Genomic DNA, 15820 nt, shown 5'->3' with positions numbered 1-15820 from the left:
TTCAGACCGACAGATTGAGCACCCTGCCGCCTTGCAGGTTCTCGCCGGCGCGGCGCTTGTTGACGCTCAGCTCACCGATGCGGATCAGGTGGCTGCGCGTCACATGACGGGTCAGGCCCAGCAGGTTGGCGGTGTGCACCTGGTTGCGATGGCAGAAGTGATAAGCGGCACGTACCAGCGCATCCTCGACTTTCTCGTGCAGGGCGCCGGCCTGTTGCTCGAACAGTTTGCCGAAGGCCTGGGCCAGCAGGTCATCGGCTGATTGCCCGGGCGATGGCCCGCCAGGCGCCGGCGTTTCCTGACGCTCGATTCGAAAGCCCGACAGGCGCAGGTCCGCCGCCTCGATCAGGTCATTGCGGCACAGCAACAGGGTATGGTGAATGACGTTTTCCAGCTCGCGGATATTGCCCGGCCAGTCATAGGTCTTGAGCCGCTGTTCGGCGTCGGCGCTGATGCGTACCGGGGCAAAGCCCAGGCGCTGGCGGTAGGTGTCGATGAAGTGGCGGGTCAGCGGCAGAATGTCACCGGGCCGCTCACGCAGCGGGCTCAGCGGCAGCGTCACGACATTGAGCCGGTAGAACAGGTCTTCGCGAAAGTGTCCGGCGTTGATGGCCTTTTCCAGCTGCACGTTGGTTGCGGCCAGCACCCGCACATCGATGGGCTGGCTCTTGCGCGAGCCAAGGCGCACCACCTCACGCTCCTGCAGCACGCGCAGCAACTTGACCTGCAAGGCCATCGGCATGTCACCGATTTCATCCAGAAACAACGTACCGCCATTGGCCGCCTCGAACCAGCCGGCCTTGGCGCAATGTGCCCCGGTAAAGGCGCCTTTCTCATGGCCGAACAGCTCGGCCTCGAACAAGGATTCGGAAAAGGCCCCGCAGTTGACAGCCACGAAAGGCGCGGCCCGGCGCGCGCTCAAGTCATGGATCTGCCGGGCGACCAGCTCCTTGCCGGTGCCGGTGTCGCCGATGATCAGCACGCTCGCTTCACTGGGCGCGACCTGGCGGATGTGGCCCAGCAGGGCGCGGGACCTGGGGTCTTCAAACACCTGGGCGACGGTCGGCGCGCTGGCCAGGGCGGTCAGGGGCAAGGCCATCAGCGGTCCTGCCGGGGGGGCAGGTCGTTGGCGATCATTTCGCCAAACGGCCCGGTCAGGTTGGTGATGCCGCGCCCCGCCAGGCTGGCGTAGGGCTCGGGCAGCAGCGGGAACACCAGCTCGGCAAAGCGGTAGGCTTCTTCCAGGTGCGGATAGCCGGAGAAAATAAAGCTCTCGATGCCGAGGTCGGCATATTCCTTGATCCGGTCGGCCACTTCCTGCGGGTTGCCGACCAGTGCAGTACCGGCTCCGCCGCGCACCAGGCCGACGCCAGCCCACAGGTTGGGAGCAATTTCCAGGTTGTCGCGGCGCCCATCATGCAGGGCTGCCATGCGCCGCTGGCCCTCGGAGTCGAAGCGGGCGAAGGATTTCTGCGCCGCGGCGATGGTTTCGTCGCTGATGGCGGCAATCAACGTGTCGGCCGCCTGCCAGGCCTGTTCGCTGGTTTCACGCACGATCACATGCAGGCGAATCCCGAACTTCACGGTACGGCCCTTGCGTGCGGCACGCTCACGGACATCGGCGATTTTTGCCGCCACCGCCGCCGGAGGCTCGCCCCAGGTCAGGTACACATCCACCTGATCGGCCGCCAGATCATGCGCCGCCTCCGAGGAGCCGCCAAAGTACAACGGCGGGTAGGGCTGTTGCAGGGGCGGGTAGAGCGCCTTGGCGTTCTCGACGTGCAAGTGCTTGCCCTTGAAATCCACCGCTTCGCCTTGCATGACCCGGCGCCAGATCTGCAGGAACTCGTCGGTGACTTCATAGCGCTCACTGTGGCTGAGGTGAATGCCGTCGCCACGGTTTTCGTCAGGGTCGCCGCCGGTGACCACGTTGATCAACAGCCGCCCGCCGGACAACCGGTCCAGGGTCGCAGCCATGCGTGCCGAAACAGTGGGCGAAATGATGCCCGGGCGGATCGCGACCAGGTAACGCAGGCGCTGGGTCAGCGGCGTCAGGGCCGAGGCGACGACCCACGAGTCTTCGCACGAGCGCCCGGTGGGAATCAATACCCCGTAATAGCCCAGGTCATCGGCGGCCTGCGCGACTTGCTTGAGGTAGTTGAGGGTGACAGGGCGAGCACCTTTGGTGGTGCCCAACAGATGGCCGTCGCCGTGGGTGGGAAGAAACCAGAACACATTCATGACAGATCCTTTGGCTGTAGGCGGCGCAACACCGGTGCCGCGAAAGGCCTGTCGCATGGCGGACAGTGGGCAGCGGTGCGTGAGTGACAGCCTTTATAAAGGCTTGCGAATATTCCGTAAAAGAACGTAAATCCATATTTTTAGATCTTAAGTGAATATAGATCGTCATCAGTGTGCCTGTGCGTACAGTGGCCACTGTTGCTCTACCAACACTCTGCTGACGGGCTCGGGCCTACAGCCCGCCACGCCTGTCAGGGCAGCGAAACTTTTGCGCCATGACCTGAGTCATCCCTGAACATCACCGGCAGGGAGTCAGGCAATGGCAAGGGCAATCTGGAAGGGCGCGATCAGCTTCGGACTGGTGCACATCCCGGTGGGGCTGGTATCGGCCACCGCCTCGCAGCGGGTCGATTTCGACTGGCTGGACAAGCGCAGCATGGATCCGGTGGGCTACAAGCGGGTCAACAAGGCCAGCGGCAAGGAAGTCAGCGCCGAGAATATCGTCAAGGGCGTGGAGTACGAGAAGGGCCGCTACATCGTGCTCAGTGAAGAAGAAATCCACGCCGCCCACCCCAAGGCCACCCAGACCATCGAGATCTTCGGCTTTATCGATAGCCGGCAGATTCCTCTGCAGAACATCGACACGCCGTATTACCTGACCCCCGACAAGCGCGGTGAAAAAGTCTACGCGCTGCTGCGCGAAACCCTGCATGACACGCGCAAGGTAGCTTTGGCCAACCTGGTGCTGCACACCCGCGAGCATCTGGCCGCCGTGGTGCCGGTGGACGCCGCACTGGTGCTGGTGCTGTTGCGCTGGCCCAGCGAAGTGCGCGACCTGGCCGACACCCTGGAACTGGATGAAGCGGTGACCGACGCACCCTTGACCAAACGTGAACGTGACATGGCCAAACGGCTGGTCAAGGACATGAGCGTCGACTGGCAACCGGACGATTACCGCGACACCTTTCAGGACAAGATCATGACGCTGGTCGAGACCAAGGCCCGCGACGGCAAGCTGCAAGCCGTGGGTGATGAACAGCAAGAGATCGAGCGGCGTGGGGCCGATGTCATTGACCTGACCGACCTGTTGCGCCGCAGCCTGGCCGGCAAGGGCGGCAGCACCCCGCGCGCAGCGGGCAAGTCAACTGCCAGGGCCAAGGTCGCCAGCAGCAAGGCTGCCAGCAAACCGGCTGCGAAGAAGGCCGGTAGCGACAAAGGCAAGGCATCACGCAAGGCTTCATAAGAGGTTGAAGGAGGTCCACCGCCATGGCCAAGCCTGTCAGTGAATACACCCGCAAGCGTCATTTCGACATTACCTCAGAACCGCCAGAGTCCAGTGCCCCGGACGACCGCAAGGGCAAAGACGCGGCGCTGACATTTGTCATCCAGAAACATGATGCACGTAACCTGCACTACGATTTTCGCCTGGAACTGGATGGCACGCTCAAGAGCTGGGCAGTGCCCAAAGGGCCGAGCCTTGATCCAACGCAAAAGCGCCTGGCGGTGCATGTGGAGGATCATCCGCTGGGCTATGCCCGTTTCGAAGGCAGCATTCCGGCTGGCCAGTATGGCGCCGGCGATGTGATTGTGTGGGACCGCGGCATCTGGCAACCGCATGGTGACCCGCACCAGGCTTATGCCGCCGGCAAGCTGGAGTTCACCCTGGTGGGCGAGAAGCTGAGCGGCGACTGGGCGCTGGTGCGCACCCGGCTCAAGGGCAGCGGCAGCAAGGAACAATGGCTGCTGATCAAGGCCCGTGACGCCATGGCCCGCCCGGCCGAGACATTCGACATTACCCGCGAGCAGCCTGACAGCGTGCTGGGCGGCGGATCGGTGGGCGTCAAGGCTGTCAATTCAGCCAAGCCTGCGAGCAAAGCCAAACGCAAACCGTCGAGTAAGCAGGCAGGCAAGCTCGTAACCGAAACACCGCCGGCCTTTCCCGACAGCCTCACGCCGCAACTGGCCACGCTGGTCGACAGCCCGCCAAGCGGCGAATGGCTGTATGAGATCAAGTTCGATGGCTACCGGATCATGGCCTGTGTCCAGGGCGGCAAGGTGCGTCTGCTCAGCCGCAACGGCCATGACTGGACCCGGCGCATGCCGGCACTCGCCAAGGCGCTGGCGGCGCTCAAGCTTCAAGACAGCTGGCTGGACGGTGAGGTCGTGGTGCTCGACGACCAGGGCCTGCCGGACTTTCAGGCGCTGCAACGTGCCTTCGAAGACGGTCGCGACCAGTCGATTGTCTATTACCTGTTCGATGCGCCCTGGCTCGATGGCCAGGATCTGCGCCACGCGCCTCTTGAAGCAAGGCGCGACGCCTTGGCCAAGGCCCTGACCGGGCACGAAGGATCGTTATTGCGCTTTTCCGCTGCATTTCGTTCCAGTGCCGCGGAGATCATCGAGAGCGCCAATGCGCTGGGACTTGAAGGCGTGATCGGCAAGCACAGTGGCAGCCGCTACACCGGGCGTCGCAATGCCGACTGGATCAAGCTCAAGTGTCGCCTGCGCCAGGAATTCGTGATCGTGGGCTACACCGCGCCACAAGGCAGCCGCTCTGGTTTTGGTGCGCTGTTGCTGGGGGTGTATGAAGAGCGCGCGCTGGTGTATGCCGGACGGGTCGGCACCGGTTTCACTGCGGCCATGCTCAGGTCCTTGAACGAACAGCTCAAGCGCCTGCGGCGTGAGCGCTCGCCGCTGGCGACGCCCCTGAGTGGTGCCTTGAGCCGTGGCGTGCAATGGGTCGAGCCGCGTCTGGTGGGCGAGGTGCAATTTGCCGAGTGGACCCGCGAAGGGTTGCTGCGCCAGGCGTCGTTTGTCGGCTTGCGCACCGATAAACCCGCCACGCAAGTGGTGCGCGAGCATCCGCAACGACTCGACCAGCAGGGCGCGCATGATCCTGACGACGCGCTCGATGCACCGGTGACGCCGGTGCGTACAGCCCCGCACAAGTCGCTGATTGCCGGCGTGTCGATCACTCATCCCGAGCGGGTCATCGACCCTGACACTGAAACGCAAAAACATCAGCTGGCGCAGTTCTACGCGTCGATCGCCGACTGGCTGCTGCCTGAACTGGCCCGTCGCCCAGTAGCGTTGTTGCGTTGCCCGGAAGGCGTGCAGGGCGAGCAGTTCTTTCAAAAACATGCCCAGCAGATGGCATTGCCGCACATCACCCGGCTTGACCCGGCGCTGGATCCCGGCCATGCGCCGCTGTTGCAGATCGACAGCCTGGCGGCACTGATCGGCGCGGTGCAGATGGGCGCTATCGAGTTTCATACCTGGGGTGCAACCAGTGAGCGTATCGAGGCACCGGACCGGCTGATCCTGGACCTGGACCCTGACCCGGCTTTGCCGTGGCGCAGCATGATCGAAGCCACGCAGATGCTGCTGGCGGTGCTCGACGAGCTGGGGCTGGATGCGTTTCTCAAAACCAGTGGCGGCAAGGGAATGCATGTGGTCGTGCCCTTGGCGCGGCATGCCGGTTGGGACGAGGTCAAGGGCTTTGCCAAGGCCATTGCCGGTTTCATGGCCGGGCAACTGCCTGAGCGCTTCAGCGCCACCGCCGGTCCGAAAAACCGGGTCGGTAAGGTCTTCATCGATTACCTGCGCAACACCCGCGGCGCCAGCACGGTGGCGGCCTGGTCGGTGCGGGCACGGCCCGGCCTGCCGGTGTCGGTGCCCATCGCCCGGGAGGAGCTGGCAGGCCTGGTATCGGCGGCGCAATGGCATATCGGCAATGTGCAGGCGCGCCTGCAATCGCTGCATCAGGACCCCTGGGCGGGCCATCAGAGCCGGCAGCGCATTACCCGCGCCATGTGGCGCCAATTGGGAGCGACGCCGCCTGCGCGGCGCTGAACGTTTTTGCGATCAACGCTTCATTAACAGGGCTCAGGGTCTAGGCTTGGTGTTTTGTCGCACAGACGGTGACCGGACTTTGCGCGTTCGTAAAGCCCAGCGCCTGTGCAAGGAGCATTCAATGTGTCCATCACGCCTGACGCGTCGCCATGTGCTGACGCTGGTGGCCGCAAGCGTTGCCGCCCTGGGCTTCGATTCGGCAGCCGGCAGCCCGGCACTCACATCGTCCGCACTCGCGTCACGCACCGTAGGAGGCCCCGCCATGCAGACCCGTGTCATTCCATCGAGCAACGAGCTTTTACCGGTCATCGGCCTGGGCACTTATCGCGGCTTTGACGTGGACAAAGGCAGCGAGGCCTATCAGCCCCTGCGTGCCGTGCTTGACGCATTATTTGCCGCTGGCGGTAGCGTGATTGACAGCTCGCCGATGTATGGCCGTGCCGAAGCCGTTACCGGCGAGTTGCTGTCAATCCACGAGCCGCGCTCACCGGCTTTTCTGGCGACCAAGGTCTGGACCCGCGGTCGTGAAGAGGGCATTGCGCAGATGGAAGAATCATTCCGGCTGTTGCAGACCGATCGCATTGACCTGATGCAGATTCATAACCTGGTCGATTGGCAGACGCACCTGCCGGTGTTGCGTGAGTGGAAGACGCAAGGCCGGATTCGCTATATCGGCATCAGCCACTACACCGCCCAGGCTTATGATCAGGTCGAAGCGGTGCTCAAGGCCGAGGCGCTGGATTTTCTGCAGATCAACTACGCGCTGGATGACCGTGAGGCCGAGAAACGCCTGCTGCCCTTGTGCCGCGAGCGCGGCGTGGCGGTGATCTGCAACCGGCCGTTTGGCGGCGGTGGGCTGCTCTCGCGCCTCAAGGACAAGCCATTGCCCAAGTGGGCGGCGCAAGTGGAGGTCAACAGTTGGCCACAACTGGCGCTGAAGTTCCTGCTGGCTCACCCGGCGGTGACCTGTGTGATTCCGGGCACCGGCAACCCGCGCTACATGGCGGAAAACGCCGGTGCCGGCACCGGCCCGAGCCTGACCGATGCCCAACGCCAGCAGTTGATTGCCCTGGTGGGCTGAACACGGTCCGGTAGGAGCGCGCTTGCCCGCGACCGAGTGTGAAGCGCTCGCAGAAATCTCGGAAACGCCACAAATTTACGACTGCTGACGCAGCCGGTCGCGGTGGTCCGGCATACCGGCAAGCGCGCTCCTACGGAAGGCGTCCTTATGCCCGGGGCTTTTTCGGCACCGGTGGCAGCGGGGCGAACAGGGCTTGCAGGTCTTCCTCGCCCAGTTTCCAGTCGCCGCTGGTGCGACCGTCCAGCACGCCGGCGGCCAGGGCGGTCTTTTCCTGTTGCAGGCGCTGGATCTTTTCTTCCACCGTGCCCCGGGAAATCATCTTGTAGACGAACACCGGCTTGTCCTGGCCGATCCGGTAGGCGCGGTCAGTGGCCTGGTTTTCGGCGGCCGGGTTCCACCACGGATCGTAGTGGATCACCGTGTCGGCGGCGGTCAGGTTCAGGCCGGTGCCACCGGCCTTGAGGCTGATCAAAAATACCGGCAGGCGACCCTCCTGAAATTCGCGGATCGGTGTGCGCCGGTCGCGGGTGGCGCCGGTCAGCAGGGCATAGGCAATGCCGCGCTGCTTCAATTCCTGCTCGATCAGGCTGAGCATCGAGGTGAACTGCGAGAACAGCAGAATGCGTCGCCCTTCGGCCAGCAGCTCTTCGAACATTTCCATCAGGCTGCCCAGCTTGGCCGAGCTGCCGTGGCGCGGGTTGATCGGGTTGTCATTGACCAGGCGCAGGTCGCAGCACACCTGACGCAGCTTGAGCAGCGCTTCAAGGATCACGATCTGGCTGCGCGCCATGCCTTTGCGGCCGATCTCGTCGCGGACCTTCTTGTCCATCGCCAGGCGCACGGTCTCGTACACATCGCGCTGGCTGTCGTTGAGCTCCACCCAGTGCACAATCTCGGTCTTGGACGGCAGCTCGGTGGCCACCTGTTCCTTGGTGCGGCGCAGCAGGAACGGCTTGATGCGCGCATTGAGGTGCAGCAAGCGGTCGCGGTTACCGTGTTTTTCAATGGCGGTGCGGTAGTTGCTGTTGAACTCCTTGCTGCTGCCCAGCCAGCCGGGCATCAGGAAGTGAAACAGCGACCACAGCTCGCCCAGGTGGTTTTCCAGCGGCGTGCCCGACAGGCACAGGCGCTGGCGCGCGTTCAGCTCGCGGGCCGCCTGGGCGGCCTTGCTCTTGGGGTTCTTGATGTACTGCGCTTCATCGAGAATCAATACATGCAGTGGCAGTTTGGCCAGGTGCTCAAGGTCCCGGGGCAGCAAGGCGTAGGTGGTCAGGATCAGGTCGTAGTCGTGCAGGTCGGCGACGTCCTGATGGCGCTGCGCGCCGTACAGGGCCAGGACCTTGAGCTGCGGGGTGAAGTGCGCCGCTTCGTCCAGCCAGTTGCCGATCAGGCTGGTGGGCATGACCGCCAGGGCCGGCCGGTCGAGGCGCCCGGACTGTTTCTCCAGCAGCAGGTGCGCCAGGGTCTGCAAGGTCTTGCCCAGACCCATGTCATCGGCCAGTACGCCGCCCACTTCCAGTTCACGCAACGACTGCATCCAGCTCAGGCCCTCCAGCTGGTAAGGCCGCAGCCGCGCATTCAAGCCCTCAGGCAGGGCCACGGGCGCGTCCTTGATATTGGCCAGGCGCTCGGCAAACTGACGCAGCCGGTCGCCGCCGCGCCAGGACAGCGGCAGGTCGTCGAGTTCGGTGAGGCGGGCGGCATCGGCGGTGTTCAGGCGCACCGCATTGCTGGTGTTCTCGCGCCAGTAGAAGTCGCCCAGGGTCGCCAGCACCGGCTTGAGCCGGCCATAAGGCAGGGCGATCTGCACCGGTGCGCCGTCTGCAATGCCTGGCGGGCTCAGTTGCACCAGCAACTGTTCTTCATCGCCACGCCTGGCCACGGCGGCCGGGCTGGTCAGTTCGGGGTGGCTGCGCAGCAGGTTGATCAGGATCGGCAGCAGGCTCAGGCGCTCGCCGTTGACGATGATGCCCAGTTCCAGGTCGAACCAGTTGCGGTCGGTCTGTTCGTCAATCTCCGCATACCAGTCATCGACCGGCGTGACATTGAAGCCGAACGTGTCCTGCTGGTGAATTTCCCAGCCTTGCTCACGCAGCGTGGGCAACTCGTCAAGGACGAAATGCAGCCAGGCCTTGTCGTTGGGCAGCTCGTACATCTCGCCGGCGCTGTCGGGCAGGGCCTTGCTTTGCCGGGTGGCAATCTTGAAGCCCAGATTGGCCAGTTGCTGGCGGTACAGCCGCTCTTGTTCGCCCTGGCGGCGAATGCGCAGGGTCTCGGTGGCGGTGTGCTCGATGATGTCGCTTTTCTGGTTGACCAGGTCGCTGCCCAGGGTGCTGGTCAGGATGCTCACATGCGTGGTGCCGACCGCATAGTGCTTGCCATAGGCGAACGCCAGGGCCGCCCGGTGCTGGACCTGGCGCTGCATGCGCCCGTTGCGCGGTTCGAAGGCGCTGAATTCGATGCTGGCCAGAATCAGCCGTGGCTGTGGCATCAAGTCGTCGATCAGCCGCTCCGGCAGGGTGGCACGCGCTTGTGGCGCGGCGGTCAGCCCCAGGGTTTCACGGTTGCGCGGGTCTTCCAGAAAGTACAGGGCCGCCACGCAATGCTTGCAGTCCTTGCGCACCGGGCAGGTGCAGGTGCACACCAGGTATTCGGTGAAGTGGGCGGGGTCCTTGAGCACCAGGGTCTGGGTGTAGCGGTCCAGCCCGCTGCCACGGCATTGCGTGCGGATGACCTGGGCACTGCTGTGCTCCAGGACGATCCGCTTTTGCCGGGCGTAGTCGCGCCCGCGCTCGAGCGTCTGGGGTTTGAACAGGTATTTCCAGGGGCGAGCCAGGATTTTTTCAAGAATGGATGACACCGGTGTAAGAAGCCCTTGCGCTGCTCAAAAAAAGACGAGCGCCGCAGCGCTCGCCCCATGGACGAAGAACGTGGTCAGAGCGGCGAAACCTTGACCAGCAGGGCCAGGCTGCCGTAGTCCAGGAACGTCAGTTCGCCGTTCTTGATGCGGGCGCTCTGCTTCAAGCGCTCGCTGCTGACCAGTACGCCATGGGCGTCCATCTGGTTGACCCAGAAGTCGGCCTCGTAATCGGTAAAGCGCCCGATGGCCAGGCTCAGCGTGCCTTCGACCGGATAATGCCCGAACTGCCCCTGGCCGTCGGTGACCGCCATCACGCTGGGCTCACTGCCGATCGATTGCTGCCAGGCGCGGTGCAGCAAGACCTGATACTGGCCGCTGGCCTGGAGCTTGTCGACCATGGCACTGAGCGCCGGGCTGCGTTGGTTCTCGCTCGTGACCCGGTTCGCGCCGGCGTCCCAGTGTTCCGGAGCCCGTTGCGGCGTGGCGGGGGCCTCGCCGAGCTGGCGGAACAGGATGGTTTCAACCTGGTACAGCCCGTCGGCAGAAGCGCCAGGCGCAAACAGCGTCAGGGCCACGGTCAGCAGCAGGGGCAGTGAACGAAACAGACGCATCAATCCATCCTTCAAGCAGTTTTCGGGGTCAGGCGCTCAAGCAGCGCCTCGATCGTGTTGAAACGCTCTTCAGGGCGTTCCATGGGCACCATGAACTTGAACAGGGTAGCCCCTTCGAACTTGTAGCGATTGGGCTGGCCCTGGATCAGCTTGATCAGGGTCAGCGGCTCGACCGGCGTGGTGGCAGAAAACTCCAGGCGTCCGCCCTGGGGGCCGGCGTCGATCTTGGTGATGCCCAGTTGTTCGGCCACCAGCTTCAGGTGCGTGATGCGCACCAGGTGCTTGGTGGGCTCGGGCAACAGGCCGAAGCGGTCGATCATCTCGACCTGCAAGTCCTTGAGCGCCTCTTCATCGGCGGCATTGGCGATGCGCTTGTAGAGGATCAGCCGCGCATGCACGTCCGGCAGGTAGGCTTCGGGAATCAGCGCCGGCACCCGCAGGTTGATCTCCGGCCCTCCGCCCAGCGGCTGGTCGAGGTTGGGCTGTTCGCCCTTGCGAATGGCCTTGACCGCCCGCTCGAGCATTTCCATGTACAGGGTAAAGCCCACCGCCTGGATCTGCCCGCTCTGGCCGTCGCCGAGCAGTTCGCCGGCGCCGCGGATTTCCAGGTCGTTGGTGGCCAGTACAAAGCCTGCGCCCAGGTCCTGGGTGTTGGCGATGGCCTCCAGGCGCTTCTCGGCGTCCGGGGTGATCTGCTTGCGCGGCGGGGTCAGCAGATAGGCGTAGGCCTGGTGGTGACTGCGCCCGACCCGGCCACGCAGCTGGTGCAGCTGGGCCAGGCCGAACTTGTCGGCGCGCTCGATGAGAATGGTGTTGGCGCTTGGCACGTCGATGCCGGTCTCGATGATGGTCGAGGCCACCAGCACGTTGAAGCGCTTGTGGTAGAAGTCGCTCATCACCTGTTCGAGCTCACGCTCGCGCATCTGCCCGTGGCCGATGCCGATGCGCGCCTCGGGCACCAGTTCGGCGAGATCGGCGGCGCATTTCTCGATGGTCTTGACGTCGTTGTGCAGGTAATACACCTGGCCACCGCGCAGAAGTTCGCGCAGCAGCGCCTCCTTGACCGTCGGCTTGTTGTGCTCCATGACGAAGGTGCGCACCGACAGGCGCCGGGCCGGCGGGGTGGCGATGATCGACAGGTCGCGCATACCCGACACCGCCATGTTCAGCGTGCGCGGGATCGGCGTGGCGGTCAGGGTCAGGATGTCGACTTCGCTGCGCAGGGTCTTGAGCTGTTCTTTCTGGCGCACCCCGAAGCGATGCTCTTCGTCGATGATCACCAGGCCCAGGTTCTTGAACTTGACGTCGTCCTGCAACAGCTTGTGGGTGCCGATGACGATGTCGAGCTTGCCCTCGGCCAGCTCGGCCACCGCCGCATTGACTTCCTTGGCCGACTTGAAGCGGCTCATGACCTCGACCTTGACCGGCCAGTCGGCGAAACGATCGCGAAAACTGTTGTAGTGCTGCTGGGCGAGCAGGGTGGTCGGCACCAGCACTGCCACCTGCCGACCGCCATGCACGGCAATGAACGCTGCGCGCATCGCCACCTCGGTCTTGCCGAAGCCGACATCGCCGCACACCAGGCGGTCCATGGGCCTGGCAGCAAGCATGTCGGCGCGTACCGCGTCGATGCTCGACTGCTGGTCGGGGGTTTCCTCGAATGGAAAGCCGGCGCTGAAGGTGGCGTAGTCGGCCTTGGGGTCTTCGAAGGCGTAGCCCTCGCGGGCTGCGCGACGGGCATAGATGTCGAGCAGTTCGGCCGCGACGTCCCGCACCTGTTCGGCGGCCTTGCGCTTGGCCTTTTGCCAGACTTCCGAGCCCAGCCGGTGCAGCGGGGCCAGTTCGTCGTCGCTGCCGGTGTAGCGGGCAATCAGGTGCAGGTTGGCCACCGGCACATAGAGCTTGGCTTCATCGGCATAGACCAGGGTCAGGAACTCGGCGACCTGGTTGTCGATTTCAAGCGTTGCCAGGCCCTGGTAGCGGCCCACGCCGTGATCAATGTGCACCACCGGCGCGCCTTCGCGCAGCTCGGTGAGGTTCTTGATCACGGCATCGTTGTTGCCGTGGTCGGCGCGCTTTTCGCGGCGCCGGCGCTGCATGACCCGCTGGCCAAACAGCGGGCTTTCGGCGACCAGGGCCAGCGACGGTTCGTCCAGCACCAGGCCTTCGTCGAGCGGCGCAATGGTAATGGCCAGGCGGTCCGTGCCGGTGACGAATTCCTGCCAGCCGTCGACGGTCTTGGGCCGCAGCTTCAGGCGTTCAAGCAACTCCAGCAATACTTCGCGACGGCCGGCCGACTCAGCGGTGAACAGCACCCGCCCGGCAAACTGGTCAAGAAAGTTCGACAGCGCTGCCAGAGGCTGGTTGGCCTTGGCTTCGATGGCCAGTTCCGGCAAGGGCCGGGCCGGGAAACGCTCACGGCCCACACCGGTCTCGACGTCCTGCTGGCTGACCACGACCCGCGGGCAGGCCTTGAGGCGCGCAAAGCAGTCTTCGACCGGCAGGAACAGCTCGGCCGGCGGCAGCAAGGGCCGGGCCGGGTCGACACGGCGTTCTTCATAGCGATTGCGCACGTCGTTCCAGAAGTTCTCTGCGGCCTGCTCGATGCCCGGCAGCGAAAACACCTGGGTGTCTTGCGGCAGATAGTCGAACAGGGTCGAGGTCTGTTCGAAGAACAGTGGAATGTAGTACTCGATCCCGGCCGGGGTAATGCCGCTGTTGAGGTCCTGGAAGATCGGGCTGCGGCGGAAGTCGACGTCGAAGCGCTCGCGAAAGCGCGCCTTGAAGCGCACGACTTCGTCTTTATGCAGCGGAAATTCCTTGGCCGGCAGCAGGCGCACCGACTCGACCTTGTCGATCGAGCGCTGGGTGTCGGGGTCGAAGGTGCGCAGGGTTTCGATTTCGTCATCGAACAGGTCGATGCGGTACGGCACCTTGCTGCCCATCGGGAACAGGTCGATCAACGCACCGCGCACGGTGAACTCGCCGTGCTCGTAGACGGTGTCGACGTAGCGATAGCCGCTGGCCTCCAGGCGTGTGCGCATGGCTTCGACGTCGAGCTTCTGGCCGATGTCGAGCACCAGGCTGCTGCCGAGCAGGAACGACGTCGGGGCCAGGCGGTGCAGGGCGGTGGTAATCGGCACCACCAGCACGCCATGGCTCAGCTCGGGCAGGCGGTAGAGGCTGGCAATGCGCTGGGAAATGATGTCCTGGTGCGGCGAAAACAGGTCATAAGGCAGCGTTTCCCAGTCGGGGAAATGCAACACCGGCAGGTCCGGTGCAAAGAACTTCAGCTCTTGCTCCAGGCGTTCGGCGGCCTGGCTGTCGGCGGTCAGCAACAGGGTGAAACGCCGGGCGGCATTGGCGGCCTCGGCGATGGCCAGGCTCAGCGCGGCACCGGGGAGATTGCCCCAGTGTTGTTTGCCGGCAGCGGCGGGCAGATGCGGTAGACGCAGGACAGGCACGGAAGGTCCGACTCCAGGCAGTGCGACAGGGGCGGCGATTGTAACGGGCCAGGGTGGTGGCTGTCAGTTTTCCAGCGCCATTGGCCGATTTTGAGGGCGAAATTTATGTAGTGCCAAAACATCTGATCGCCGTGCATTGCTCAGAAACACTGGCGCGGTCATAATGTAGCCCCTTTTTTCTGCCCCTACATGTGGAAGGTTCCCGTGACTCAGAAGCCCGACCAGTGTCTTGGTGAATGGATCGACCGTGAAGCCCTCGCCGAAGCGATGATCCCGCTTATCGGCCAGTTGTACCGCAATAACAATGTGGTCTCCTCGATCTACGGCCGCAGCCTGATCAACCGTTCAGTCATCGCCATTCTCAAGGCCCACCGCTTTGCGCGCCATCGCCAGGCCGATGCCAGCGAGCTGTCGGTGCACGAGACTTTCCCCCTGCTCAAGGCCATGAGCGAGCTCAAGCTGGGCGCCGCTTCCGTGGACCTGGGCCGTCTGGCCGTCAAGTTCAAGACCGAAGGCAACGGCCGCAGTGCCGAAGAGTTCGTGCGTGCAGAACTGGCCAGCGTCGTCGGTCAGCAGAAGACTTCCGAGCGCAAGGGCACCGACGTGATCCTGTACGGTTTCGGCCGTATCGGTCGTCTGCTGGCGCGTATCTTGGTCGAGAAGACCGGTGGTGGCGACGGCCTGCGCCTGCGCGCCATCGTGGTCCGCAAGGGCGCCGAGAACGACCTGGTCAAGCGCGCCAGCCTGCTGCGCCGCGACTCGGTACACGGCCCGTTCGATGGCACCATCACCATCGATGAAGCCAACAGCACCCTGACCGCCAACGGTAACCTGATCCAAGTCATCTACGCCAAGAACCCGTCCGAGGTCGACTACACCCAGTACGGCATCAAGAACGCCCTGCTGGTGGACAACACCGGTGTATGGCGCGACGCCGACGGCCTGAGCCAGCACCTGGCCTGCCCGGGTGTCGACCGTGTCGTTCTGACCGCACCTGGCAAGGGCAAGCTGAAGAACATCGTTCACGGCATCAACCACGGTCAGATCACCGCTGATGACAAGATCGTGTCTGCTGCCTCTTGTACCACCAACGCCATCGTGCCGGTGCTCAAGGCCGTCAACGACAAGTACGGCATCATCAACGGTCACGTCGAAACCGTTCACTCGTACACCAACGACCAGAACCTGATCGACAACTTCCACAAGGGTTCGCGTCGTGGCCGCAGTGCCGCGCTGAACATGGTCATCACCGAGACCGGTGCTGCCACCGCCGCCGCCAAGGCCCTGCCTGAACTGGCCGGCAAGCTGACCGGCAACGCGATCCGTGTGCCGACGCCGAACGTGTCGATGGCCATCCTCAACCTGAACCTGGAAAAGGCCACCACCCGCGAAGAGATCAACGAATACCTGCGCGACATCGCGCTGTATTCGGACCTGCACAAGCAGATCGACTACGTCAGCTCCCAGGAAGTGGTATCGACCGACTTCGTAGGCTCCCGCCACGCCGGTGTCGTCGACGCCGAAGCGACCATCGCCAACGATAACCGTGTTGTCCTGTACGTCTGGTACGACAACGAATTCGGTTACAGCTGCCAGGTCGTGCGCGTGATGGAAGACATGGCGGGCGTCAACCCGCCGGCTTTCCCGTTGTAAGCGGGACGGCAGCGGCAGGTTTTTAGCTGCAAGCTGCAAGAGGGTGTTGCCCGGGCTG

General features: G+C 63.8%; 9 protein-coding genes. 4 read left to right on the top strand and 5 right to left on the bottom strand.

Annotated features, from left to right (window positions below):
• Position 1: 1 nt before the first annotated feature.
• Positions 2-1099 (bottom strand): sigma-54 interaction domain-containing protein, encoded by a 1098-nt coding sequence (locus tag ASF84_RS17785; RefSeq protein WP_056840116.1) that lies wholly within the window; start codon positions 1097-1099, stop codon positions 2-4.
• On the bottom strand, positions 1099-2241 hold the full coding sequence (ssuD, locus tag ASF84_RS17780; protein WP_056840115.1) for an FMNH2-dependent alkanesulfonate monooxygenase: 1143 nt from the start codon (positions 2239-2241) through the stop codon (positions 1099-1101). Before ssuD ends, ASF84_RS17785 begins: the two co-directional genes overlap by 1 nt.
• 319 nt (positions 2242-2560) lie before the next feature.
• Here ssuD and ku point away from each other — a divergent pair, with 319 nt between their 5' ends.
• The 3 genes from ku to ASF84_RS17765 all read left to right on the top strand — a co-directional run bounded on the left by ku (position 2561) and on the right by ASF84_RS17765 (position 7174).
• Positions 2561-3484 (top strand): non-homologous end joining protein Ku, encoded by a 924-nt coding sequence (gene ku, locus ASF84_RS17775; protein WP_056840114.1) that lies wholly within the window; start codon positions 2561-2563, stop codon positions 3482-3484.
• 23 nt (positions 3485-3507) lie between these two features.
• A complete protein-coding gene (gene ligD / locus ASF84_RS17770) occupies positions 3508-6093 on the top strand; it encodes a DNA ligase D (RefSeq protein WP_056840113.1) in 2586 nt (861 codons plus the stop codon).
• Between the two features lie 262 nt (positions 6094-6355).
• Positions 6356-7174, top strand: a complete 819-nt coding sequence (locus ASF84_RS17765; protein WP_056840194.1) for an aldo/keto reductase — start codon at positions 6356-6358, stop codon at positions 7172-7174.
• A gap of 145 nt (positions 7175-7319) precedes the next feature.
• On the opposite strand, the gene ASF84_RS17760 is transcribed toward ASF84_RS17765, so the two are convergent.
• The 3 genes from ASF84_RS17760 to mfd all read right to left on the bottom strand — a co-directional run bounded on the left by ASF84_RS17760 (position 7320) and on the right by mfd (position 14109).
• On the bottom strand, positions 7320-10034 hold the full coding sequence (locus ASF84_RS17760; protein ID WP_056840112.1) for a DEAD/DEAH box helicase: 2715 nt from the start codon (positions 10032-10034) through the stop codon (positions 7320-7322).
• 74 nt (positions 10035-10108) lie between these two features.
• Positions 10109-10645: a CsiV family protein gene (locus tag ASF84_RS17755; protein ID WP_056840111.1), complete on the bottom strand. Its 537-nt coding sequence runs from the start codon at positions 10643-10645 to the stop codon at positions 10109-10111.
• An 11-nt stretch (positions 10646-10656) separates the two neighbouring features.
• The gene (gene mfd / locus ASF84_RS17750) at positions 10657-14109 is read right to left on the bottom strand and encodes a transcription-repair coupling factor (protein WP_056840110.1); all 3453 of its coding nucleotides are present in this window, start codon (positions 14107-14109) and stop codon (positions 10657-10659) included.
• Positions 14110-14298: 189 nt separating this feature from the next.
• On the opposite strand from mfd, the gene ASF84_RS17745 reads away from it, so the two are divergent.
• Positions 14299-15762 carry a glyceraldehyde-3-phosphate dehydrogenase gene (locus ASF84_RS17745; RefSeq protein ID WP_056840109.1) on the top strand — a complete coding sequence of 488 codons (1464 nt, stop codon included), beginning with the start codon at positions 14299-14301 and terminating at the stop codon, positions 15760-15762.
• The last annotated feature ends 58 nt before the right edge of the window (positions 15763-15820 follow it).

Origin of the sequence: Pseudomonas sp. Leaf127 (assembly GCF_001423155.1) — a bacterium.
In the GTDB taxonomy this organism is placed as follows: domain Bacteria; phylum Pseudomonadota; class Gammaproteobacteria; order Pseudomonadales; family Pseudomonadaceae; genus Aquipseudomonas; species Aquipseudomonas ovata.
Note: the sequence above shows the minus strand (reverse complement) of the source record. Positions and strands in the feature narration are given on the sequence as shown.

Bases quoted from the DNA above. Each gene is read 5' to 3' on its own strand.
- ASF84_RS17785 (WP_056840116.1), bottom strand. From the start codon at position 1,099: ATGGCCTTGCCCCTGACCGCCCTGGCCAGCGCGCCGACCGTCGCCCAG.
- ssuD (WP_056840115.1), bottom strand. From the start codon at position 2,241: ATGAATGTGTTCTGGTTTCTTCCCACCCACGGCGACGGCCATCTGTTG.
- ku (WP_056840114.1), top strand. From the start codon at position 2,561: ATGGCAAGGGCAATCTGGAAGGGCGCGATCAGCTTCGGACTGGTGCAC.
- ligD (WP_056840113.1), top strand. From the start codon at position 3,508: ATGGCCAAGCCTGTCAGTGAATACACCCGCAAGCGTCATTTCGACATT.
- ASF84_RS17765 (WP_056840194.1), top strand. From the start codon at position 6,356: ATGCAGACCCGTGTCATTCCATCGAGCAACGAGCTTTTACCGGTCATC.
- ASF84_RS17755 (WP_056840111.1), bottom strand. From the start codon at position 10,645: ATGCGTCTGTTTCGTTCACTGCCCCTGCTGCTGACCGTGGCCCTGACG.
- ASF84_RS17745 (WP_056840109.1), top strand. From the start codon at position 14,299: ATGTGGAAGGTTCCCGTGACTCAGAAGCCCGACCAGTGTCTTGGTGAA.